This window comes from Cryobacterium sp. (assembly GCF_026786305.1).
Lineage (GTDB): Bacteria > Actinomycetota > Actinomycetes > Actinomycetales > Microbacteriaceae > Cryobacterium.
The window spans coordinates 1-21,637 of record NZ_JAJAYI010000062.1; the positions used below are offsets into that span (position 1 = coordinate 1).

Consider the following 21,637-nt stretch of genomic DNA (forward strand, 5'->3'; position numbering starts at 1 on the left):
ACTCTGCACGAGGGGCCGGCAGAGCACAACTAGTCCCCATCTATGCGCTGGCCGATAACTCAGCGATTAATTCCGGTGGCCTGTCAACAGCAATCGGATCGCATGGCATGCAGCCCGTAAGCCGGACGCCCAACGGATTACCGTTGAAGGTGTGGGCAGTTTTGCGGTTTCCGCACGGCGCCTGAAGACCACAGTCCCGTAAGACCCGTCCGAGAAAATGCCCGGTGAAGGGGGGCTAACCGGGGCAGAAAATAATCCCTGCAATTCGTTACCCAGGACTTCGATCCGCGCCGCTGGAATGACGGCCATCAGCAGCCACCACACTCAGCTCGCGGCACTCCGACCGGCGCGCCGAGGGCTGCTGTTCTTACGCGTGGTACTCAGGCGCGGGCACGAGCACGAGCACGAGCAGAACCGTCCCAGGCTCCGCCGTCGTCCAGTTGTGCTGCTGCCTCGAGTTGAACGGCGTGGTCGCCGGCGTCGAGGTTGGGGCCGATCCAGATGCCTCGCGCGTCGAAGCAGGGGTAGGAGACCAGCCGTGGGCGTTCGGTGCGCACGAGCCGTTTGTCGGCCTCGCGGGTGATGGCGCGATGGGCGTCGGCCGTGCAGAAGTACGCGACCCGGTCGACGTCCTCGTGCACGAGGCGGTAGGCGTGATTGGTCACGATCTTCTGGTAACGCTGCCACGTCTCGGGCGTCAGCTCCACCTCGACGAGCTCGACGATGCCGTCCCGACTGGCGACGCCATCGGCTTAATGCTCACGGTGTCCCGCCGGTTGGCGATCCCGCCGCCACGTGAAGCCCTGCGCCAAGTATCGTGCCGACACCGGCGCGACGGCGACCTCGTGTCGGGTGGTCTGCCGAAACAAGCTCGGCGGCGGCTTGCCGATCGCCAAGCGGGTGGCCCACACGATTGATCCGTCCCGATAGGTCGGCCGGGACCGATCCAGCCAGCCGATGGCCGTCATGCGCGCCACCCACATTTGTGCCCGCCGCAAGCTCAGCGGCTGGCCGGCTCCCGCGAACGCGCCGAGAGCCCAGCGCACCGCCTCCACGTCGGCCAACCGGACAACGTCGAGCCATTGCACCATCGCCTCGTCACGCTCGGTGATCTGCACCACAATTCTGCCTTTCGCTTTGACGCAGCCTTATGGAAATAATTCTGCAGTTGACCACCGACATTCACTTGGGGCCGGCGTCACGGTGCAGCGCTCAACTGGTTACCGCGTACTCGGAACACGGGCATTCTGTGAGCACTGACCATCTCGATTGACCACGCCCGGCTCGATACATTCTTGGCTCGCTCTCGCTCATGGTTTTGCTCTACATCGATCGTTGCCTCGCGTCTTTTATGTGGGCAAACGGCCATTCCTGAGAATTACGAAAACCCTACAGCCCAGTGTTTACAAGGGATGCAGGGCCGTAAAGTGTGGTGCCCCTGGAGGGATTCGAACCCCCAACCGTTTCCTTAGGACGGAACTGCTCTTCCGTTGAGCTACAGAGGCTGACTTACAAAGTTTAGCCGCAACCGGTCGCGGCTGCGCTGCACAGGCTCGGCGGAGTCGACGGGGGGTCTCGACGACGGGGCGTGCTGGGCTCGACCAACGGGGGCACTCAGGCGGCCGGGGCCAGGTAGGCGTGCCATTCCTGTTCGGGTCGCTCAACGCCGCGCACGATCCAGGTTGTTCCCTGCGGCATGCGGGGCGTGAAGCGCAGTTTCCACCCCATCTCGGCCGGGGTGTGGTCGCTTTTGAGGTTGTTACAGCGCAGGCAGCAGGCGGCGAGGTTGTCCCAGGTGTCGCGGCCACCGCGCGAGCGCGGCAGCACGTGGTCGATGGTGGCCGCTGACTTGCCGCAGTAACAGCAACGGTGGTCGTCGCGGCGCAACACCCCGCGGCGACTCACCGGCACGAGGCGCGACATCGGGATGCGCACGTACCGCGTGAGCAGTATGACGCTCGGGCGATCCCACGAGCCCGAGGCCGCGAAAACGGGGTGATTCTGATCGGACTGCACGATTGTCGCCTTCTGGTTCATCACCAGAATGAGCGCTCGCTTGAACGAGACGACGGCGAGGGGCTCGTAGCCCGCATTGAGTACCAGTGTGCGCATGCGCTCCCTTTCGAAGGAGGCTGGACGGCTTCCAGCCATTCGAACTACATCCGATGCGTAAAGAACAAAAGCATGACGGAGCGAAAATGTGTACAAAAAAAGGCGTCGTCACAATGACAACGCCTTCGGGCCGCTCACGCAGCTCTTTTCGCTCTGACAACTATGCCGAAAGCACTCGCGACCGCGCACATCCATGGTGTGGATAGTGCGTCGCTCATGCATGGGCTCTCCTCATACCTACAATTACATCAGGGCACTAGGTTAACCCACAAATGGCGCAACAGGTGAACCTGTGTGCGCCGTTTGTGTGAGCTTTTACCGAGAGTTCACCCCACGGGCACCCTAGATGCCGATCCGCACGATGTAGTAGTCGCTGGTCCAGATGGGCTGAATCCGCACGGACTGGCCGGTGTACGGGGCGTGCAGAATGTTTCCGTTGCCCGCGTAGAAGCCGTCGTGGCCGTCCATGATCACGAGGTCGCCGGGCACGGCATCCTCGATGGCAATGCGGGTGCCGGCTGCGCCCTGACCCACCGAGGAGTGCGGCAGGCTGATGCCGAACTGCGCGTACACATACATGATGAAGCCGGAGCAGTCGAAACCGGCCGGGGTGGCTCCGCCAAAGACGTACGGCACGCCCTGGTACTGCGAGGCCACATTGAAAACGGATGCGAGATCGACATTCGGGTAGGCCGGCTTCGACAGGTAGTCGGCAGCGCTCGGGCCGGAGTAGCTCGCGGCGTAGGAGGTCATCTGCGCGGCAACTTCAACGCGGCGGGTTTCCGCTGCGGCTGCGGCGGCGGCAGCGGCGGCAGCAGCGGCCAATTCTTCGGGGGTGGTAGCGGTGAATCCTTCGCGAGCGACACTCACGGTTGCGGACTGCGCATCAACCTCAACGGCCTGCGCCTGTGCCTTGGACATCTCCGTGGACTCGCTGGCCCTGAAGGACGCGTCCTTGGAACCGGGAGCGAATGCATAGGCGGGGAGGGCCATTGTGGCGACCAGGCCGGTAGCGAGGGTCATGACGACGATATTGGCGATGCCGCCACGGCGCTTCTTCGCGGCCGCGCGCGGCAGGACTCGTTGGCTGTGTGCCGACGATTCCACTGTTTCCAGTGAATCGGATGTTCGACTCAGCCCGCGCCGGGACCTTCTCGTTCCTGATGCAGCCAAAGTTTTAACCTCCGGCGCCTCGACAACACTAGGTTGTTGTCCCGTCACTTCGCTGATCGCGGGTGTGTTCTTAGATCAAGAGACGGGGCAAGCAGGCGTCTTGACTGGAGTCCTTCGAGCGTTTCTGGTCTGTGGGACATCCCCGAGGCTACAAGAACGAGGCCCATTTGTCACCCTGAAGCGGTACTTTTCTAACGGATTGGTAACGGGCCAGCCGAAAGGTCGAGACAACTGGCTCGATTCACCGAGCAGCGAATCGGCTTGATGTCAGTGAGCGACCGGCACAAAGCCGGTTGGAGTGGTGACAAAAATATGGCTGGCGACCTCGTGCGGCAGTTCCAGACCGGCACCGAAACCCTCGACCTGAACTAGAACGTACGATCCGGCGGCCGAAAACACCCCGGTTGCGCCCGGCATCAGGCCACTCTGCTTGAGCTGCAGCAGCAGCTCGGGGTCGAACTGCACCGGTTCACCGAGACGACGGATGACCGCCGTCACCGGCACGGTCGAATTCGCGACCACCGACAGCACGTTGGTCACGCCGGCCATGAACGCGACCGCCGGGGAATCACCGAGTTCATCCAGGCCGGGGATCGGGTTGCCGTAGGGCGATTCGGTCGGGTGGCCGAGCATCTCCAAAATCTTGCGTTCGACCTGCTCGCTCATCACATGCTCCCAGCGGCACGCTTCGTCGTGAACGAACTCCCACTCGAGCCCGATCACGTCGCTCAGCAGTCGCTCGGCCAGGCGATGCTTGCGCATCACGTGCACGGCCTTGCTGCGGCCGGCCGGGGTGAGTTCCAGGTGCCGGTCGCCGGACACGACGACGAGGCCGTCTCGTTCCATGCGGGCGACGGTCTGCGAGACCGTCGGGCCGGAATGACCGAGCCGTTCGGAGATACGGGCCCGCAGGGGCACGATCTGCTCCTCCTCCAGGTCGAGGATCGTGCGGAGATACATTTCGGTGGTGTCGATCAGATCGCTCATCCGCAGCCCTTCATTCGGCTCGTGCGCGCACCGTTCATCGAGTGGCTGAAAGGTGCTTCGTTGGCGGCCTCGGCAATGGCCCGCACAGCGTCACCAGCCTACCTGCCCGTGGCGGGGCAACTAGAATCGCCGTATGGCCGACCTATTGATACCCACCGATCTGCTCCCCCTCGATGGACGATTCGGCTGCGGCCCATCGAAAATCCGGCGTGAACAGCTCGACCACCTGCTCGGATTCGGCACCGGCGTGCTCGGCACTTCGCACCGCCAAGCACCCGTGAAAGACCTCGTCGGTCGCGTGCGCGCCGGCCTGGGCGAGCTGTTTCGCATTCCCGACGGCTACGAAGTTGTGCTCGGCAACGGCGGCTCGACCGCGTTCTGGGACGCCGCCGCCTTCTCCCTCATCGAAAATCGCGCACAGAACCTGGTCTTCGGCGAGTTCGGTGGCAAATTCGCCAAGGCGGCCGCTGCCCCGTGGCTCGAGGCTCCCGACGTGATCAAGGCCGACACCGGCTCACGCAGCGATTTCGTCGTGACGGGCGGCATCGACGTTTACGCCTGGCCCCAGAACGAGACCTCGACCGGCGTCATGGCCCCGGTCACTCGCGTCGCCGGCGATGCCGGCGCCCTCACCGTCATCGATGCGACGAGCGCGGCCGCTGGCATCGACTTCGATGCCAGCCAAGCGGATGTCTACTACTTCGCCCCGCAGAAAAACCTCGCCTCCGATGGCGGACTGTGGATCGCGCTGTTCTCCCCGGCGGCCATCGAGCGCGTTGAACGCATCGCCGCGAGCGGCCGGTACATTCCGGAGTTCCTCAGCCTCAAGAACGCCGTCGACAACTCGCGCCTGAACCAGACGCTGAACACGCCGGCCATCAGCACGCTGTTGTTGATGGAGAACCAGATCGACTGGATCAACCAGAGCGGCGGGCTGGCGTGGGCGTCTGCGCGCACGCAGGCGTCGTCATCCGTTCTCTATGACTGGGCGTCGGGTGTCGACTACGCGACCCCGTTCGTGGCCGACCCGACGCACCGTTCGCAGGTCGTCGTCACGATCGACTTCGATGACGCCATCGACGCCTCCGCGATCAGCAAGACGCTGCGCGCCAACGGCATCGTCGATACCGAGCCCTACCGCAAGCTCGGCCGCAACCAGCTGCGCATCGGAACCTTCACCGCGATCGACCCCGAAGACGTCAAGAGGCTCGTGGCGTCGATCGAGCATGTCGTCGCACACCGCGGCAACTAAAAAGCAAAGGTCGGGTCATGCGTCTCTGGTTGAAAGACAGCGAACGTCGGCCCGATCCGCTGCCCGCGAGAACGGATGCCCGCAAGGCACTGTTCGCCGGCACCCTGCTCTGGCTGGTTGCGCTCGGCGCCGCGCTCATCGCCCCGTGGGCGGCGCCGCCAACTTTGGAGCTAGGGGCGGCGAGCGCGGCGGGAACGGGTTGGTGGCTGTGGTGCACTGTGATCGGCCTTGGCCTCGGCCTCGGCGGTCTCGTCTGGGTTCAGCTCCGCCGCCGCTAACGCCTCATCGAAGTCGATGCCGTCGAGGGCGTCGAGTGAGTCCTCCGCGTCGTCCTCCACCGACTCTGCGTCGTCATCGGAGTCGTCGTCGTCATCATCGTCTGACTCGTCGTCGTCAGAACCATCATCTGACTCGTCGTCATCATCGTCCGAGTCATCGTCGTCCGAGTCATCGTCGTCCGAGTCATCATCGTCGGCATCCGCTGCGATATCGTCGTCGACGAGACGATCCGACCACGGCACCCACTCGGGTGCGATCAGGGAATCGTCGCCGGGCGTGAGCTCGGTTTCGAGAACCTTCGGCTCGGAGTTCTGGTCGACCCGTGCGAGGCTGACCGTCCAACGCCACCCCGGGTAACCGGTCATCAGGCAGTCGAACAACAGCGACACCACGAGGTCGCCCTCGTCGATGTGTCCGATGACCTCGCCGATGGTGTCGTCGGTCGTGATCTCCAGCAAAGCCGTGCGCGCCAAACCAACGGCCGCGAGCAGGGTGGCGTCGGTGGATTGCAGAGTGGATTGCGGGGTCGTCTCAGGCATCCAGTTCCTCGGCAACCTTGCGCAGCATCGCAGCGATCTTCTTGCTGTGGCTGCTCTCGGGGTAGCGTCCGCGCTTGAGATTGGTGCCGATACCGTCGAGCAGCTTCACCAGATCTTCCACGATGATGGCCATATCATCGGCCGGCTTGCGGTTGAACTTGCTCAGGCTCGGCGGTGCTTCGATCACGCGTACCGAGAGTGCCTGGGCGCCGCGTTTGCCGTCGGCGATACCGAATTCGAGCTTCACGCCGGCCTTGACGGTTACGCCGGAGGGCAGGGCGGAAGCGTGGAGGAAGACCTCGTGGCCGTCATCGGATGTGATGAAGCCAAAGCCTTTCTCCTCGTCGTAAAACTTGACCTTGCCGGTGGGCATCTGAACCTCACTGAGTTTTAGGCGCACAGAAGTGCGCGGGGTGTGCTACCAGCATATTCGGTTGCGGCACCGACGTGCCCGTATCCTTAGCCTGTGATCAATCAAACTCCCCAACCCGTCAGCCGGCTTGAACGTGTTCTCGCTTACATGGTGGCGAGCGTGGTCGGGTTGTCGATTCTCGCCTTTCTCGCGGTCATCATCGCGACGGCGATGGGCGTCGGCCAGAATGACGGATTCAGCCGTGGCATCTGGCCGCCGATCTTCATTCTGCCCCTCTACGGCCTGCCCGCCGGGTTCGTGCTCATCATCTCTCTCATGGTCTCCGTGGGAGTTCGTCGCAGTCGCGAAGCTCGACGAGACCGCGAGTAATGCTCGGGCTCGCATCGAGACTTCGTGCTCTGCCCGATGCCGAGCTGCGGCGCGTTATCGGGGTGCGGGACGTTTCTACCAGCGGCATCCACGACTTCTTCGATCTCGCGGAGGCCTTGCTCGATTCCAGAAGTATCCAGCTGGCCCTCAGCCACCTGGACCGCTCGACGCTCGCCGTTCTGGCCGTGGCGGGGCAACTGACGAGTAGTGGTTCCGTGCCCTCCCTAAACGCTGTGACCAGTCGGCTGTGCGCGTTGGGTTCGGCTGAGGTCGCGCTCACCGATGTGGCCCGCCGGGTCGACACCCTGCACACCCTCCTTCTCGCCGACCACAACGACGGACGCTGCATCCCCTACGACGCCGTCTCGGCCCACCTGGCAACGTGGCCGGCACAGGGCCTTCCGGGGGTGGCCGACCTGGCCACCACCCTCCCCCCGGCCGTCCTGGCTGCCGTTGCCGACACCGAGATTGTCTTTATCGACCAGCTGGCCACCGAACGCGCCTTCGCGGTCGTGTCGTCGATCGCCGAGCTGGTCAACGATCTGAGCCGCGAGCCCGCCCGAGAACTCAGCCGGGGCGGTCTCGGCCTGCCCGACACCAAGCGGCTGGCCGCCGTCATGACGGTCGACGTCGACCTGGTTGCCCCGATTCTGGCCCTGGCCTCACGGGCCGACCTGCTCGCCCGCTCCGACGGCTACTGGATGGAAACCGAGGCTGGCGAAGCCTGGCTGCTTGAGCGCACGACCGCTCGCTGGGCCGCCCTCGCCGCCGCCTGGCGGGCGGCGCTCCCGTCGATCGTGGCCGACATTCTGCCGCGGCAGGCCGGTCTGCTCTGGGGCGACGGCCTCACCGCGTTCATCGCCTGGCTCTACCCGGCCGGCGGCGAGTGGATGCTGTCCCAGCTGACCCAGTTCGCCCGCGACGCCGAATTGCTCGGCATCACCGCCCACGACACCACCAGCACGGCCGGCGCCAGTGTGCTGCGCGGCGACCCGGAGGCGGCTGTCGCCACCATGGCGACCGCACTGCCGGCCGAAGTCGGCGCCGTGTATCTGCAGCACGACCTCTCGATCGTCGCGCCCGGTCCGCTCGCTCCCTCGATCGACGCCCGCCTGCGCGGCCTGGCCGACGTGGAAAGCCGAGAGCTGGCGTCGAGTTATCGCATCACCGCGGCATCCGTTAATCGCGCCCTGGCCGCGGGTGAGAACGCCGCGTCGCTGCTCGCTTTTCTCGCGTCGATCTCGCTCACCGGAATTCCGCAGCCGGTTGATTACCTCATCAACGAATCGGCGTCCCGGTACGGCCGGGTGCGGGTCGGCAATTTCGCTGGAGCCGCGACCGCGCCGGTCGCCCCGGTCGGCGACAACACCGTCTTTCTGAGCTACGTCTCCTCAACGGATGCCGCGCTGCTCGGCACCCTGGCCGTCGACCAGACCCTGGCCCCGCTCGGGTTCGTGCGCGCCGGGGACGGCGCGCACCTGCTCAGCCGCTTCGCCGGCGACGCCGTGTTCTGGGCACTCAGCGACGCGCGCTATCCGGTTGCCGCCGAAAACAACCTCGGCGAGATCGTGCACCTGCGCCGACACCAGATCGCCCGGGTCATCACTCTCGTTCCGACGGTCGACGCCGCCCTGAGCCTGGTCGAGAAGCTGCGGGTCGGCGCCGACAGCACGGTGTCGGTAGCGGATGCCTGGCTCGCCCGCCAACTGGACACCGCCATCAAGGCCAAGCAGACCATCCTGGTCAGCATTGCGATGCCCGGCGGCGCGGTGGTGGACTACCTGCTCGAACCGGCCAGCGTCAGCAACGGACGTTTTCGGGCCCGCGACCGGCGCGCCGACATTGAGCGCACCCTGCCGCTCCGGAGCATCCGCAGTATCACCCCGGCCCCCTGACCCGCTGCGTGGATACCGGCCGCGTGCCGGGACCGACTCCAGACGGGCGTAGAATTGGGGGCTATGTCTGATGGCCCCCTGATTGTCCAAAGTGACCGCACGGTGTTGCTCGAAGTCGCCCACCCTCTTGCCGAGGATGCTCGTCACGACCTCGCCGTGTTTGCCGAGCTGGAACGAGCCCCCGAGCACATCCACACCTACCGCATCACGCGGCTCGGCCTGTGGAATGCCCGTGCGGCCGGGCACGACGCGTCGGACATGCTCGCCACGCTCGAGAAGTATTCCAAGTTCGCCATACCGCAGACGGTCCGCGTGGACATCACCGAGACGGTCGGCCGTTACGGCCGACTCGTCATCGAACGCGACTCCGAGGGCGCTCTCGTGCTGCACAGCAGTGACCAGGCCGTGCTCACCGAGATTGCCGGCGCGAAGCGCATCGCACCACTGTTGATCGGGCATCCGTCGCCGGAGTCATACCTGGTCGAGCCGTGGGCGCGTGGCCAGCTCAAGCAGGAGCTCGTGAAGCTCGGCTGGCCGGCCGAAGACCTCGCCGGGTACACGCCGGGCACCCCGCACGACATCGCCCTGAAGGAGGACGGCTGGGCGCTGCGCGACTATCAGAACAAGGCCGTCGCGAGCTTCTTCGATGGCGGCAGCGGCGTGGTCGTGCTGCCCTGCGGCGCCGGCAAGACCCTCGTCGGAGCCGGCGCGATGGCCACCGCGAAGACCAACACGCTCATTCTGGTGACCAACACCGTCTCGGCCCGCCAGTGGCGTGACGAGCTGCTCAAGCGCACCACGCTGACGCCGGAGGAGATCGGCGAGTACTCCGGCCAGGTGAAAGAGGTCAAGCCGGTCACCATCGCGACGTACCAAATTCTCACCGCGAAGCGCAAGGGCGAGTACGCCCACCTCGAACTGCTCGACGCCATGGACTGGGGCCTGGTGATCTACGACGAGGTGCACCTGCTGCCCGCGCCCGTGTTCAAGCTCACCGCTGAGCTGCAGGCCCGCCGCCGTCTCGGCCTCACCGCCACGCTCGTGCGCGAGGACGGCCGCGAGGGCGACGTATTCAGCCTGATCGGCCCGAAGCGGTTCGACGCCCCGTGGAAGGAGATCGAAGCCCAGGGCTTCATCTCCCCGGCCAACTGCTACGAGGTGCGCATCGACCTGCCGCAGTCGGAGCGGCTCAGCTACGCCGCTGCGGCAGACGACGACCGCTACCGCTTGGCCGCGACCGCACCGGCCAAGCTCGGCGTGGTGCAGGCTCTGATTGCGAAGCACGAGGGCGAGCGCATCCTCGTGATCGGCCAGTACCTTGACCAGATCGACGAACTCGCCGCGGTCTTGAACGCTCCGCAGCTCACCGGCGCCACCCCGATCGATGAACGCGAACGGCTGTACCAGGCGTTTCGGGTGGGCGAGGTGAAGGTGCTCGTCGTGTCGAAGGTCGCGAATTTCTCGGTCGACCTGCCCGAGGCTACGGTGGCCATCCAGGTGTCTGGGGCGTTCGGCTCCCGCCAGGAGGAGGCCCAGCGCCTCGGGCGGCTGCTGCGCCCCAAAGAGTCGGGACTGTCGGCGAACTTCTACACCCTCGTCGCCCGCGATACCGTGGACCAGGACTTCGCGCAGAACCGCCAGCGTTTTCTCGCCGAGCAGGGCTACAGCTACACGATTCTCGACGCGCAGAGCCTCGAGGCCGCGTAGCCGTTGGTCACAGACGGGCTCGACGGGCTCGACCAACGAGCGCAGGTCACGCCCGTTCGTAGCGCAGAAAGAGCATGTCGCCGGCGGGCAGAGCGTGTAGCAGTGTCATCGGGCGACTGATCTGCGCCCCGCCGCTCGCGATGCGGCTGGCCGGGCCGCCCTCGAGCACCGGGCTCAGGCTCAGACACAGTTCGTCAACGCAGTCCGCCTCGATCAGGGCGCCGAAGAGGTGCGGGCCACCCTCGCAGAGAATCTGCGGCATTCCGCGCACGGCGAGCGCGAGCACCATCGCGACCGGATCGATCTCGGTCTCGCCGCAGATCAACACGTCGGCCACCTCGGAAAGGGCCGCCAGCCGCTCGGCCGGCGCGGCCGCGTGCGTCAGAACCAGCGGTCGCAGCGGGGAATCGGTAAACACCCCGTGCGCCGGGTCGAGGTCGAGCCGCGACGAAACGATCGCAACCCGTGGCTGAGGCGGCCAGCCCTGCAGGTTGCGCCACGACGCATCCGCTGCACTTGCGTGGATGCCGCCATACCCCTCCGCGCGCACCGTGCCGGCCCCGACCAGAATCACGTCAGTGAGCAGCCGCAGCGTATCGAAAACGAACTTGTCGTCCGCATTGCCGAGGGCGCCGCTGCGGCCGTCGTGGGTGCCCGCGCCGTCGAGGCTCGACACAAAATTCATTCGCACCCGCGGCTCGGTGCGGTTACCGATCCAATACTTGGCAATGAGCTCTTCACGATTCAACACGGGTCAGCCTCCGTCATAGGTTGTGGCGCGGTCAAGAATTGTGGCGGGTTACAGGTTGTGACGCTCGTAGGCAGGCTCACGAAACCCGAGTACGGCCTCGGTCATGCGCACGGCATCGACGGCGGCGCGCACGTTGTGCATGCGCACGATGCGGGCGCCCTGCAGAATGCAGACGACCGCGGCCGCGAGCGAGCCCTCGACGCGTTCGCCGCGTGGCCGGTCAAGGCTCTCCCCCACGAAGTCCTTGTTGGAGACGGCGACCAGCGTCGGCAGGCCGAGCCCGGTGATCTCGCCAAGCCTGCGCGTGATTTCAAGCGAGTGCCGGGTGTTCTTGTTCAGGTCGTGGCCCGGGTCAATGATGATCCGCTCCCGCGGCACCCCACGCCCGATGGCACGGTCGACCCGGGCCAGCAGAAAGCCGCGGACCTCGGCGACGACATCGTCGTAGCGGGGTGAGGGATACGGCATCCGTGGCGCGGCCAGGCTGTGGGTGATCACGAGGGTGGCGTCGCTGTCAGCGACGACGTCGGCCATCGCCGGGTCGTGCACGCCGGTCGTGTCGTTGATCACGTGAGCCCCGGCGGCGATGCTCGCGGCCGCCACGGCGGGGTGAAAGGTGTCGACCGAGATGACGACGCCCGATTCGCGCAGCGCCTCGACCACCGGCACCACCCGGTCAATCTCCTCATCGATCGGCACAGCCGGTCCCGGCGCGAACTTGGCACCACCAATGTCGATCCAGTCGGCCCCGTCGGCAATGGCCTGATGGGCCGCTCCAACGGATGCGTCGAGCGCGAACGTTGCGCCCCGGTCGTAGAACGAGTCGGGAGTACGGTTAATGATGGCCATCACGGCGACCTCGCGATCGAAGTCGAAAATGCGGCCGCCGATCAGGCGGCGCGGGGCATCGAGTTGTGGCAACACGATTCCCGAAGCGACGGTGGTTCTCATGCTGGTCATAGCGGTCCTCACCCTTGGAACAAGTCGATCACTGCCTTCCATCATGTCGGTAATTCGCCCCGCCCATGGGATCATCGGCCACCTATCCCACCACACACCGTTCACTCTCAGCAAAGCCCCAGCTAACGCGCAGATACTAGGGTCATGACTGACGGCCCCCGCATCCTTATCGTCGACGACGAACCGAACATCCGCGATCTTCTGACCACCAGCCTCCGCTTTGCCGGATTTGCTGTGCGTGCCGTCGGCAACGGCGCCCAGGCAATTTCTGCAGTGCTTGAAGAGGAACCCGACCTCATCATTCTTGATGTCATGCTGCCCGACATGAACGGTTTCGGGGTCACCAAGCGCCTGCGCTCCGCGGGCTACACGGCCCCGATTCTGTTCCTCACGGCCAAGGACGACACCGAAGACAAGATCACCGGCCTCACCGTCGGTGGCGATGACTACGTGACCAAGCCGTTCAGCCTCGACGAGATCGTCGCCCGCATCAAGGCCATCCTGCGCCGGACCATGCACGCCGACGAAGATGCCGTGATCCGCGCCGGCGAACTCACCATGGACCAGGACACCCACGAGGTTCTCGTGGGTACCGAGGCCATCGAGCTGAGCCCCACCGAGTTCAAGCTACTGCGCTACCTCATGCTGAACCCCAACCGAGTCCTGTCGAAGGCGCAGATTCTCGACCACGTCTGGGAGTACGACTTCAACGGTGACGCCGGCATCGTCGAGAGCTACATCTCCTACCTACGCCGCAAGGTTGACGTGCACTCGAGCGAACCGCTCATTCAGACCAAGCGTGGCTTCGGCTACATGCTCAAGGCTGCCAAGGCTTAGTCACAGAGAGCTTTCGTAGACTAAAGCCCCATGCACGAAACCCTGTCCAGGCGGTGGAGCAGCATCTCCCTCCGTTCCAAGATCACCGGTGTCACGGTGCTGATGCTCACGCTCGGCCTGCTCGTTTCGGGTATCGGCACCATGGCCATGCTCAAGCAGTACGTGGTGACCCAGGTCGACACGCGGCTCCAGGTCGACACGCAGACCGCGCTCAGCGGCTATTCGTCGAGCGTGTTCTCGCAGGGTGACACCGAGGGAGTCGCCTCGGACTACTTCGTAGCCTTGTACGACCAGGACGGCGACCTGATCACGCGCACCTGGCAGGAACGCGACCACTCCGAACTGCCGGTCGTGGGCATGCCGCTCGACCTGAAGCGGGTGTCGCAGCTCGACGGGCAGATCCAGACGCTGTGGGATGCTGCCCACGACACCGAGTTTCACGCGATCATGGTTCCCGTGGTGATCAGCCCGACCGGCACCTACGGCACCCTCGTGATGGCCGTGTCATTACGGCCGACCGAGAACACCATGGCCACCTATCTCACGATCTTTCTGGGCTTCGGCGCCGGGGTCGTCTTGATCGGGGCCATGCTCACCCGGGTACTCGTCACGACAACGTTCGTACCGCTGCGCGAGGCGGAACAGACCGCCGCCGCCATCGCCGACGGGGACTTCAGCCAACGCCTCGGTGGTGCCACCCCCAACACCGAGGTCGGTCGCCTCAACCGTTCGCTCAACATCATGCTCAGCCGCATCGACCGAGCCTTCAAAGACCGCGCCCGCACCATCGACCAGATGCGCCGTTTCGTCGGCGATGCGAGCCACGAATTGCGCACGCCCCTCGTCTCGGTGCGCGGCTACGCCGAGCTCTACCGCATGGGCGCGCTGCAGACCCCCGACGATGTCGCGCAGGCCATGGAACGCATCGAAAAAGAGGCCATTCGCATGGGCGGGCTGGTCGAAGACCTGCTCGAACTGGCCCGTCTCGACGAGACCAAGCCACTGGCCCTGACCCCGGTCGACCTCGTTCCGCTCGCTCGCGACGCCGCCCTCGACGCCATGGCGAGTTCCCCGGGCCGCCAGGTCACCGTGCTCACTCCCCCGCCGGTTATCGGGCCGCTCGATGCAGGTCTGGACCGCGACCTGCATCTTGACGACGACTCCGGTGAAATTCTGCCGCACGAGAACGACGCGTCGGAGAGCATGACCACGGGCGCGATCACCCGGCCGTCGGGAACCGGCACACCGACCGGGGCCATCGCCTTCGCGGGCGCCACCCTGGCCCGGCTGCGCACCCGCAAGCCCCGCCGGGGAGCCGCCGTGCTGCCCGACGCCGAGGTCACCGTGCTACCGATCGAGCCGCAACTGCCGCCGATCGTCATGGCCGAGGAGAACAAGATTCGCCAGGTCATCACCAACCTGATGGGCAATGCCATGCGCTTCACCGCCTCGGACAGCCCGATCGAACTCGAAATCATGGTCGACCCACGTACCCAGCGGGCATCGATCGCCGTGATCGACCACGGCGAGGGCATCGCGCCGCAGATTCGGGAGAAGATTTTTCAGCGCTTCTGGCGAGCCGACTCGTCCCGTGCCCGCGAAACCGGTGGCAGCGGCCTCGGACTCGCCATCGTCGCCGCAATCATCGCGAGCCACAACGGCTCCGTCGATGTCGTCGACACCCCGGGCGGCGGCGCAACCTTCCGAGTCTCCCTCCCCCTTGCCGGCACGCCGAGCGCGCCGCAGCACGCCCAGCCCGTCATTCCCTAGACCCACGCCCGTCGCTCCCGCAGCCGAACCTCGCGGCCGTTCTCCGGCGACCGCCACCGCCGCACCGGGCAGCGGCGGGTCCTGCACAGGCCGTGGGTGACAGCATCCGCTCACAGATGCGCGCCCGTCGAGCGGATGCCGACCGCCCATCTTCTACGCTCACAGTCACCAACCACACTGTTATGCAGGAGAAGGGCACACTATGACGAGCTTCCAGGTCGATAGCGATGCGGTGCAGAACACCGCGAGCGTCGCCCGCGGCACCATCGCGCGGGTGCAGGCAGATGTCGGCGATCTCAACGCCCAGCTCACGAGCCTCGAAGGCTTCTGGACCGGCCAGGCCTCCGCCGCTTTTCAAGGGACATTCGCCGAATGGCGCACCATGCACCAGCAGCTGGAGGAGAGTCTGACCCTGCTCAACCAGGCGTTGAGCATGGCTGGGCAGCAGTACGCCGAGACTGAGCAAGCCAACACGCGTCTGTTCGCGCGGTAGGGCGGGCCCAGTCGCGCACGGGGCATCCGTTTTGACGGCGGGCACCAGATCAGGCGCCGACCCGTGCGTATCGACCGTTCTTCGCAAAACATGCCGTCACGCTCACAGGTCGGCTGCGGGGACGCAAAAAAGTGGGCGCCCCCCGGGGGAGACGCCCACTTCTGTGGTGCAGATGGTATCTGGCGGGGACTTAGAAGTCCATGCCACCCGAGGGGTCGCCGGCCGGAGCCGAGTTCTTCTCGGGCTTGTCAGCAACGACGGCCTCGGTGGTGAGGAACAGTCCGGCAATCGACGCGGCGTTGAGCAGCGCGGAGCGGGTGACCTTCACCGGGTCATTGATGCCGGCAGCGAGCATGTCAACGTACTCGCCGGTGGCGGCGTTGAGGCCCCATCCGACGGGCAGGTTGCGCACCTTGTCGGCGACAACGCCGGGCTCGAGGCCCGCGTTGAGCGCGATCTGCTTGAGCGGAGCGTCGATGGCGACGCGCACGATGTTCGCGCCCGTTGCCTCGTCGCCGACCAGTTCGAGCTTCTCGAACGCGGTCTTGCCAGCCTGGATGAGTGCAACGCCACCACCGGCGACGATGCCCTCTTCGACGGCAGCCTTGGCGTTACGCACGGCGTCTTCGATGCGGTGCTTGCGCTCCTTGAGCTCAACCTCCGTAGCGGCTCCGGCCTTGATGACAGCAACGCCGCCAGCAAGCTTGGCGAGGCGCTCCTGGAGCTTCTCGCGGTCGTAGTCGCTGTCGGTGTTCTCGATCTCGGCACGGATCTGCGAGACCCGACCGGCGATGGCTTCGACGTCGCCGGCACCCTCAACGATCGTGGTCTCGTCCTTGGTGATGACGACCTTGCGGGCGTTACCAAGCAGGTCGAGGGTCACGTTCTCGAGCTTGAGGCCGACCTCTTCCGAGATGACCTGTCCACCGGTGAGGATGGCGATGTCCTGCAGCTGAGCCTTGCGACGGTCGCCGAAGCCCGGAGCCTTGACGGCGACGGACTTGAAGATGCCACGGATCTTGTTCACAACGAGCGTGGCCAGGGCCTCGCCGTCGACGTCTTCCGCGATGATGAGGAGCTGCTTGCCGGTCTGGATGACCTTGTCCACGATGGGGAGCAGGTCCTTGATGTTGGAGACCTTGGAGTTGACGATCAGGATGTAGGGGTCTTCGAAGACCGCTTCCTGACGGTCGGGGTCGGTGACGAAGTACGCCGACAGGAAGCCCTTGTCGAAGCGCATGCCCTCGGTGAGCTCAAGCTCGGTGCCGAAGGTGTTCGACTCCTCAACGGTGACGACACCTTCCTTGCCGACCTTGTCGATGGCCTCGGCGATGATCGCGCCGATTTCGGTGTCGCCGGCGGAGATGGACGCGGTGGCCGCGATCTCTTCCTTGGTCTCAACCTCTTTGGCGTTCGCGATGAGCTCGGCGATAACAGCAGCCGTGGCCTTCTCGATGCCGCGCTTCAGGCTGATCGGGTCGGCGCCGGCTGCGACGTTACGCAGGCCTTCGCGAACCAGCGCCTGGGCGAGGACGGTTGCGGTGGTCGTACCGTCGCCGGCAACGTCATCCGTCTTCTTGGCGACCTCTTTGACGAGTTCCGCACCGATCTTCTCGTACGGGTCGTCGAGCTCGATCTCCTTGGCGATGGACACACCGTCGTTGGTGATCGTGGGGGCGCCCCACTTCTTCTCCAGAACGACGTTGCGGCCGCGCGGGCCGAGGGTGACCTTGACGGTGTCGGCGAGAATGTTCAGGCCGCGCTCAAGCCCACGACGGGCCTCTTCATTGAATGCAATGATTTTTGCCATATGTGTAACTCGTCCCTCCCGGACGTTCCAAACGATGATGGGGTTAGCACTCAGATGACGAGAGTGCTAAGACGATTCTGGCACTCTGGGGTCGAGAGTGCAAGCGAGCAACGGGGCTGGCGTGCGGCTCGTGGCCGACGGTCAGGGAACGAGGTCAGCCGAGCCGGTTCCGTTGGGCACGAGCTGAAACCAGGTATTGCCCGGTGCCAGCCGAATTGTCACTCCGTTGGCATCGACGAGGCGGATCGGTGCGGTCTGGGAGTCTTTGCTCCAGGTGGCCGCGAGGGTCTTTCCACCGGTCGAGATCGACGCTTCGCCCGAGGCGATGAGCTCGGTCTTGGGGATGCTCTGGTCGACGGTGACGTTCACTCGCAGCACGACGACGTTGGTGGCTCTCAGCTGGGCGCCGTCGGCACTGAGGTCGGGTGCGCCGTCCTGGGCACGCAGGTAGGCGACGGCTTCGGCGTTCCAGGTCCAGCTGCGGGCACTCGAGGTCGAGAATCGGGTGTTGATCACTGAAATCGGGGTGCCGTCCACGAAAGCGGATGCCCCGGCGGGCGCGGGCGCATAGGCGTACTGCTGCACCGGCGGGGCGACGGCCGCGTTGCGGTTGACGAATTCCGCGGCGGCGAGGATGACATTGTGCGGGGCCGCAGTGGCTTTCGAGCGGGAGAACAGGCCGGTCCTGTCGTAGTCGAAGATGGCACTGATCTGGCCGGTCGCGTTCATCGCGTCGACGAAACGTTGCTGCCCGCCCGAAAAAGCCACGAGGCCGCCGAAGGGAGCGATGATGTCGGGGTCCATCGGGCGAATCGATCGCACCGGGCCGACCTGGTCGGGGATGCTGGACTGCCACACCGCGACGTAACGGGTGATGCCGCCCTCGACCAGTTCTTCGAACACAAGGTCGGTGCGATCGATCGCGACCTGCGGACGGGCCGCAACATGGTTGTCGACCTTGGCCGCGAGTGACGGGTGAACCGACGACTCGGCTGCGACGGTAATCCCGGTCAGCGGTGCGATCTCCGTGGCGGCGGGGGCGACGTACGTCGAGGTCCAGGCGGGGTCGCCCGGCGTGGCGGAAGGCGCCGGAGTGCTGCCGGTGCATCCGCTCAGCAACAGTGCCGGCACGAGGAGGGCGAGCAGACGCGCGGTCTGCATCGGTTTAGCGGTGCGGGCTGTCTTTTTCATGGTCACCGGTAAACACTAACGCCGCCCGTTGCAGCGGGCGGCGTTAGGTGGGGGACAGACCCCGTTGGCGGTCTGGGTCAGGCCGGTCGAACCGATTCAGCCTGCGGGCCCTTCGCTCCGGCACCGACCTCGAAAACGACCTGCTGGCCTTCTTCGAGAACCTTGTAACCGCTCATGTCAATGGCGGAGTAGTGGACGAAGACGTCCTGGCCTCCCCCGTCGACAGTGATGAAGCCAAAACCCTTTTCAGCGTTAAACCATTTAACGGTTCCGTTCGCCATGTGGTACTCCTTGCTCAATTTCGACGGCAACGGCCCATTGGCTGTTCCGGGCCCTGCCGCAGAGACTGCGTTCATTGTGTGCGAGCAGCAAATCCCCGAGAGCAAGTCTTCTGTTGCAAGTTACCTTGGGCGAGCGTTCTTGATCCGGGCGGGTATTGCCCGAACAAAATGTGTGACCAAGACCAGATAATACTGGAGTCACAGCGGAAGAAAAGGGGCTTGACGAATCAGAGCGTGCCCACTAATTATTAGTGTTGGCTTCGGATCAGCCGGCCGGAATAACGTAATCGTTGCCAACGACGACAGTCAGGGCTGCGCCTGAATCGACGAAGCTGGTGGAGAGCACAATCTTCGAGCCCGGCAGCGATGCGGCGATACCTTGGGCGGCACCTTCCTGGCTCGCATCGACGTAGTAGATCACGGTGGTCGGTTCGGTGTCGGCGCTCGCGTTGCCCACGGCGCTGACCACCCAGCCGGCAGCGGTGAGCGTGTCACTGACGGATGCTGCGACACCGCCATTCGCGGATCCGTTCAGCACGTTCACGGTCAGCGCCGGGTCCACGGTCGCTTCGGCGCTGGGGATAACGGTCTCGGTGGGGGTCGGGGCCGCGCTGGCGGAGGGTAGCCCGGGAATGTTGGAGAAGTCGAGGCGATTGTTGATTGCAAAGATGCCCACGACGCCCACGACGATCAAAAGCACGGTGGCGCCGAGCGCCCACCAGAATCCGATCCAGCCGCGGCCCTTCCGGCCCGGGGCGCGGTGGGCGCCCACCCGGTCGAGGGCGTGCGTGTGGGTGTCGAAACGGTCTTTCTCAAATTCTCGCGCCATAGTGGTTGGATCCTAGGTTGGCCGGCCGGGCTGGAATCGAGCGGAAGCCGCGGCCGGTGTGCTGGCGGAAAGCGGGTGGGTGCTAGTCGTGCGTGGGCAGCGAACGACTGGCGCGTGCCTCGGATCGCACGGAACGCATCCGCTGCAGTCGTTTCACGAGCATCGGGTCAAAGGCCAGCGCCAGCGGTGAATCAACCAGTGCCCCCAATACTTGATAGTACCGGGCGGCCGACAGGCCGAAGGTGGCGCGGATGGCCTCTTCTTTGGCGCCCACGTGCCTCCACCATTGCCGTTCAAACGCGAGCACGGCTTCGTCACGCTCGCTCAGCTGCCTCGGAACCGGGGTGCTGGCGGAGGGCAGCGCAGAGGTGGGTGGTTCTGGGGTCGGTGTTCTCTCACTCATTGCTTGCATCTCTCCCCCAGGACAGTTTCGACGGTTCGTCCGCCGGGCTCATCCTATTTGTGGGCGGCTGGATGTTGCCTCCGGCACGCCCGGAACGGCGCAGTCGAGCGAGCGTGTGGCGGCCGTCTCGTCGTCGATGGGCAACCGATGGGGTGCCGTGCAAACGCTGCAAAACGGCCGCGCCCGGAATGCGCGTGTGGCCGCACGAGTTTAGGCTGGGTAGACGCTGTCCGGCCTCTACGGCCAGCCGGAACGAAGGGATATCCACCATGGACTACGCAATCAAGAAGTCAAACAGCGAGTGGCGCTCCGAACTGGGCCCGGAGAAGTTCGCGGTGCTGCGCGAGGCTGGCACCGAACGCCCCGGAACCGGCGAGCTGCTCGACGAGGGTCGGGCCGGCATTTATACCTGCGGTGCCTGCAACGCCGAACTGTTCAAGAGTGGCACCAAGTTTGATTCCGGTTGCGGCTGGCCAAGCTTCTACGAATCGGTGCGGCCCGAAGCAGTCGAACTGCTCGAAGACCGCTCGCTCGGCAGCGTGCGCACCGAGGTGCGCTGCGCGAACTGCGGCTCGCACCTGGGGCACGTTTTTCCCGACGGATTTGGCACCCCGACCGGCGATCGCTACTGCATGAACTCGATCTCGCTCAACTTCACGCCCGCCGAGTAGATGGTCGAGCCAGACCCGCTCGTCGAGTCTTATCCGCTGGTCGAGCCGAACCCGTTGGTCGAGCTTGTCGAGACCACAAACGCCGTCAACGACATGGTCTCGACCAGCTCGACCAGCTCGACCACCGTGCTCAGACCCGTCCTGGCCGCGGTGCAGCGGCGGCGCTCGCACTCCAAGGTGACGGCGCTCGCGCCCACCCGGGCGGAGCTACTGCCTCTCGTGGTGGCGGCGGCGCGGGTGCCCGATCACGGCGCGTTGCGGCCGTGGCGGCTGCTCGAGTTGCGCGGCGAGGCCCGCGAGCGGCTGGGAGAGGCGTTTGTGGCGGCATCCACGTGTGAAGGTAGCGACGCGATCAAGCTGGCGGGCAAGCCGCTGCGAGCTCCGCTGCTGATCGCGGTCGTCGCGGCGCGGCGCGTGAGCGACAAAGTGGCCGGCTGGGAGCAGGATGCTGCGGCGGCGGGTGTTGCGCACCTGCTCACGCTGCTGCTCAATGACTCCGGCTGGGGCGCGATGTGGCGCACCGGACCGTTTGTGCGCACCGCTCCGGTGCGGGCGCTGCATTGCCTTGAGGCCAACGAAGAGCTGCTCGGCTGGCTCTATGTCGGTGGTGTTCCGGCGGGATCGAAGCCGGGCGTGCGGATGTCGATCAACCCCGAGGAGTTTCTCACCGTGCTTTAGCCCCGTTGGTCGAGGCAAAACCCGTTGGTCGAGCTTGTCGAGACCATATACCAGCGCACCGCTATGGTCTCGACAGACTCGAGCAACGACTTGCAATTGTCGCGACAGGCTCGACCGGTATGCAACCACCGGTATGCAACCACCGGTATGCATCCACCGGTATGCATTCACCGGTATGCATTCACCGCTACGCGACTACCACTACGCGACCACCGCTATGCGACCACCGCGACGCGACCACCGCTATGCGACCACCGCTATGCGACCACCGCTATGC

Annotated in this window: 23 protein-coding genes and 1 tRNA gene; 9 read left to right on the forward strand and 15 right to left on the reverse strand. The window is 65.2% G+C overall.

Annotated features, from left to right (window positions below):
* Positions 1–380 precede the first annotated feature (380 nt).
* From LH475_RS06555 to LH475_RS06580, 6 genes are all read right to left on the reverse strand, one after another.
* Complete coding sequence (locus LH475_RS06555) at positions 381–707, reverse strand: hypothetical protein (RefSeq protein ID WP_297413152.1); 327 nt, start codon at positions 705–707, stop codon at positions 381–383.
* Between the two features lie 45 nt (positions 708–752).
* Entirely contained in the window at positions 753–1,121 is a 369-nt protein-coding gene (locus tag LH475_RS06560; RefSeq protein ID WP_297413153.1) for a hypothetical protein, read from the reverse strand.
* A 309-nt stretch (positions 1,122–1,430) separates the two neighbouring features.
* Positions 1,431–1,505, reverse strand: a tRNA-Arg gene (locus LH475_RS06565).
* Between the two features lie 109 nt (positions 1,506–1,614).
* Positions 1,615–2,112, reverse strand: coding sequence for an HNH endonuclease (locus LH475_RS06570; RefSeq protein ID WP_196844775.1), 498 nt, complete (start codon positions 2,110–2,112; stop codon positions 1,615–1,617).
* Positions 2,113–2,454: 342 nt separating this feature from the next.
* On the reverse strand, positions 2,455–3,219 hold the full coding sequence (locus LH475_RS06575; RefSeq protein ID WP_297413154.1) for a C40 family peptidase: 765 nt from the start codon (positions 3,217–3,219) through the stop codon (positions 2,455–2,457).
* A 333-nt stretch (positions 3,220–3,552) separates the two neighbouring features.
* Complete coding sequence (locus LH475_RS06580) at positions 3,553–4,272, reverse strand: metal-dependent transcriptional regulator (RefSeq protein WP_196844777.1); 720 nt, start codon at positions 4,270–4,272, stop codon at positions 3,553–3,555.
* 133 nt (positions 4,273–4,405) lie between these two features.
* Here LH475_RS06580 and serC point away from each other — a divergent pair, with 133 nt between their 5' ends.
* Positions 4,406–5,524, forward strand: coding sequence for a phosphoserine transaminase (gene serC, locus LH475_RS06585; RefSeq protein ID WP_196844778.1), 1,119 nt, complete (start codon positions 4,406–4,408; stop codon positions 5,522–5,524).
* Positions 5,525–5,694: 170 nt separating this feature from the next.
* Here serC and LH475_RS06590 read toward each other — a convergent pair whose 3' ends face one another.
* Complete coding sequence (locus LH475_RS06590; protein ID WP_196844779.1) at positions 5,695–6,342, reverse strand: DUF3027 domain-containing protein; 648 nt, start codon at positions 6,340–6,342, stop codon at positions 5,695–5,697.
* Entirely contained in the window at positions 6,335–6,715 is a 381-nt protein-coding gene (locus tag LH475_RS06595; protein WP_196844780.1) for a cold-shock protein, read from the reverse strand. The genes LH475_RS06590 and LH475_RS06595 overlap by 8 nt, the downstream gene beginning before the upstream one ends.
* A gap of 93 nt (positions 6,716–6,808) precedes the next feature.
* On the opposite strand from LH475_RS06595, the gene LH475_RS06600 reads away from it, so the two are divergent.
* The 3 genes from LH475_RS06600 to LH475_RS06610 all read left to right on the forward strand — a co-directional run bounded on the left by LH475_RS06600 (position 6,809) and on the right by LH475_RS06610 (position 10,686).
* Complete coding sequence (locus tag LH475_RS06600; RefSeq protein ID WP_196844781.1) at positions 6,809–7,084, forward strand: hypothetical protein; 276 nt, start codon at positions 6,809–6,811, stop codon at positions 7,082–7,084.
* Entirely contained in the window at positions 7,084–8,979 is a 1,896-nt protein-coding gene (locus LH475_RS06605) for a helicase-associated domain-containing protein (RefSeq protein ID WP_297413155.1), read from the forward strand. The genes LH475_RS06600 and LH475_RS06605 overlap by 1 nt, the downstream gene beginning before the upstream one ends.
* Before the next feature lie 63 nt (positions 8,980–9,042).
* The gene (locus tag LH475_RS06610) at positions 9,043–10,686 is read left to right on the forward strand and encodes a DNA repair helicase XPB (protein ID WP_196844783.1); all 1,644 of its coding nucleotides are present in this window, start codon (positions 9,043–9,045) and stop codon (positions 10,684–10,686) included.
* A gap of 46 nt (positions 10,687–10,732) precedes the next feature.
* Here LH475_RS06610 and LH475_RS06615 read toward each other — a convergent pair whose 3' ends face one another.
* Both LH475_RS06615 and folP read right to left on the reverse strand, forming a co-directional pair.
* On the reverse strand, positions 10,733–11,437 hold the full coding sequence (locus LH475_RS06615; RefSeq protein WP_196844784.1) for a pyrimidine reductase family protein: 705 nt from the start codon (positions 11,435–11,437) through the stop codon (positions 10,733–10,735).
* Positions 11,438–11,485: 48 nt separating this feature from the next.
* Complete coding sequence (gene folP / locus LH475_RS06620; RefSeq protein ID WP_196844853.1) at positions 11,486–12,388, reverse strand: dihydropteroate synthase; 903 nt, start codon at positions 12,386–12,388, stop codon at positions 11,486–11,488.
* 153 nt (positions 12,389–12,541) lie between these two features.
* On the opposite strand from folP, the gene LH475_RS06625 reads away from it, so the two are divergent.
* The 3 genes from LH475_RS06625 (at position 12,542) to LH475_RS06635 (ending at position 15,497) form a co-directional block, all read left to right on the forward strand.
* Positions 12,542–13,234, forward strand: coding sequence for a response regulator transcription factor (locus LH475_RS06625; RefSeq protein ID WP_092112483.1), 693 nt, complete (start codon positions 12,542–12,544; stop codon positions 13,232–13,234).
* Between the two features lie 30 nt (positions 13,235–13,264).
* Positions 13,265–15,004 (forward strand): HAMP domain-containing sensor histidine kinase, encoded by a 1,740-nt coding sequence (locus LH475_RS06630; RefSeq protein WP_196844785.1) that lies wholly within the window; start codon positions 13,265–13,267, stop codon positions 15,002–15,004.
* Positions 15,005–15,206: 202 nt separating this feature from the next.
* A complete protein-coding gene (locus LH475_RS06635; protein ID WP_196844786.1) occupies positions 15,207–15,497 on the forward strand; it encodes a WXG100 family type VII secretion target in 291 nt (96 codons plus the stop codon).
* A gap of 190 nt (positions 15,498–15,687) precedes the next feature.
* Here LH475_RS06635 and groL read toward each other — a convergent pair whose 3' ends face one another.
* The 5 genes from groL to LH475_RS06660 form a co-directional block, all read right to left on the reverse strand.
* Positions 15,688–17,307 carry a chaperonin GroEL gene (groL, locus tag LH475_RS06640; RefSeq protein WP_196844787.1) on the reverse strand — a complete coding sequence of 540 codons (1,620 nt, stop codon included), beginning with the start codon at positions 17,305–17,307 and terminating at the stop codon, positions 15,688–15,690.
* A gap of 141 nt (positions 17,308–17,448) precedes the next feature.
* The gene (locus LH475_RS06645) at positions 17,449–18,498 is read right to left on the reverse strand and encodes a DUF3048 domain-containing protein (RefSeq protein ID WP_297413156.1); all 1,050 of its coding nucleotides are present in this window, start codon (positions 18,496–18,498) and stop codon (positions 17,449–17,451) included.
* 77 nt (positions 18,499–18,575) lie between these two features.
* On the reverse strand, positions 18,576–18,779 hold the full coding sequence (locus LH475_RS06650) for a cold-shock protein (RefSeq protein ID WP_035834941.1): 204 nt from the start codon (positions 18,777–18,779) through the stop codon (positions 18,576–18,578).
* Between the two features lie 265 nt (positions 18,780–19,044).
* Entirely contained in the window at positions 19,045–19,608 is a 564-nt protein-coding gene (locus tag LH475_RS06655; protein WP_196844789.1) for a LytR C-terminal domain-containing protein, read from the reverse strand.
* Between the two features lie 82 nt (positions 19,609–19,690).
* A complete protein-coding gene (locus LH475_RS06660; RefSeq protein WP_196844790.1) occupies positions 19,691–20,011 on the reverse strand; it encodes a DUF3263 domain-containing protein in 321 nt (106 codons plus the stop codon).
* Between the two features lie 269 nt (positions 20,012–20,280).
* Here LH475_RS06660 and msrB point away from each other — a divergent pair, with 269 nt between their 5' ends.
* Positions 20,281–20,682: a peptide-methionine (R)-S-oxide reductase MsrB gene (gene msrB, locus LH475_RS06665; RefSeq protein WP_196844791.1), complete on the forward strand. Its 402-nt coding sequence runs from the start codon at positions 20,281–20,283 to the stop codon at positions 20,680–20,682.
* Positions 20,683–21,360 (forward strand): nitroreductase, encoded by a 678-nt coding sequence (locus tag LH475_RS06670; protein WP_327012184.1) that lies wholly within the window; start codon positions 20,683–20,685, stop codon positions 21,358–21,360.
* The last annotated feature ends 277 nt before the right edge of the window (positions 21,361–21,637 follow it).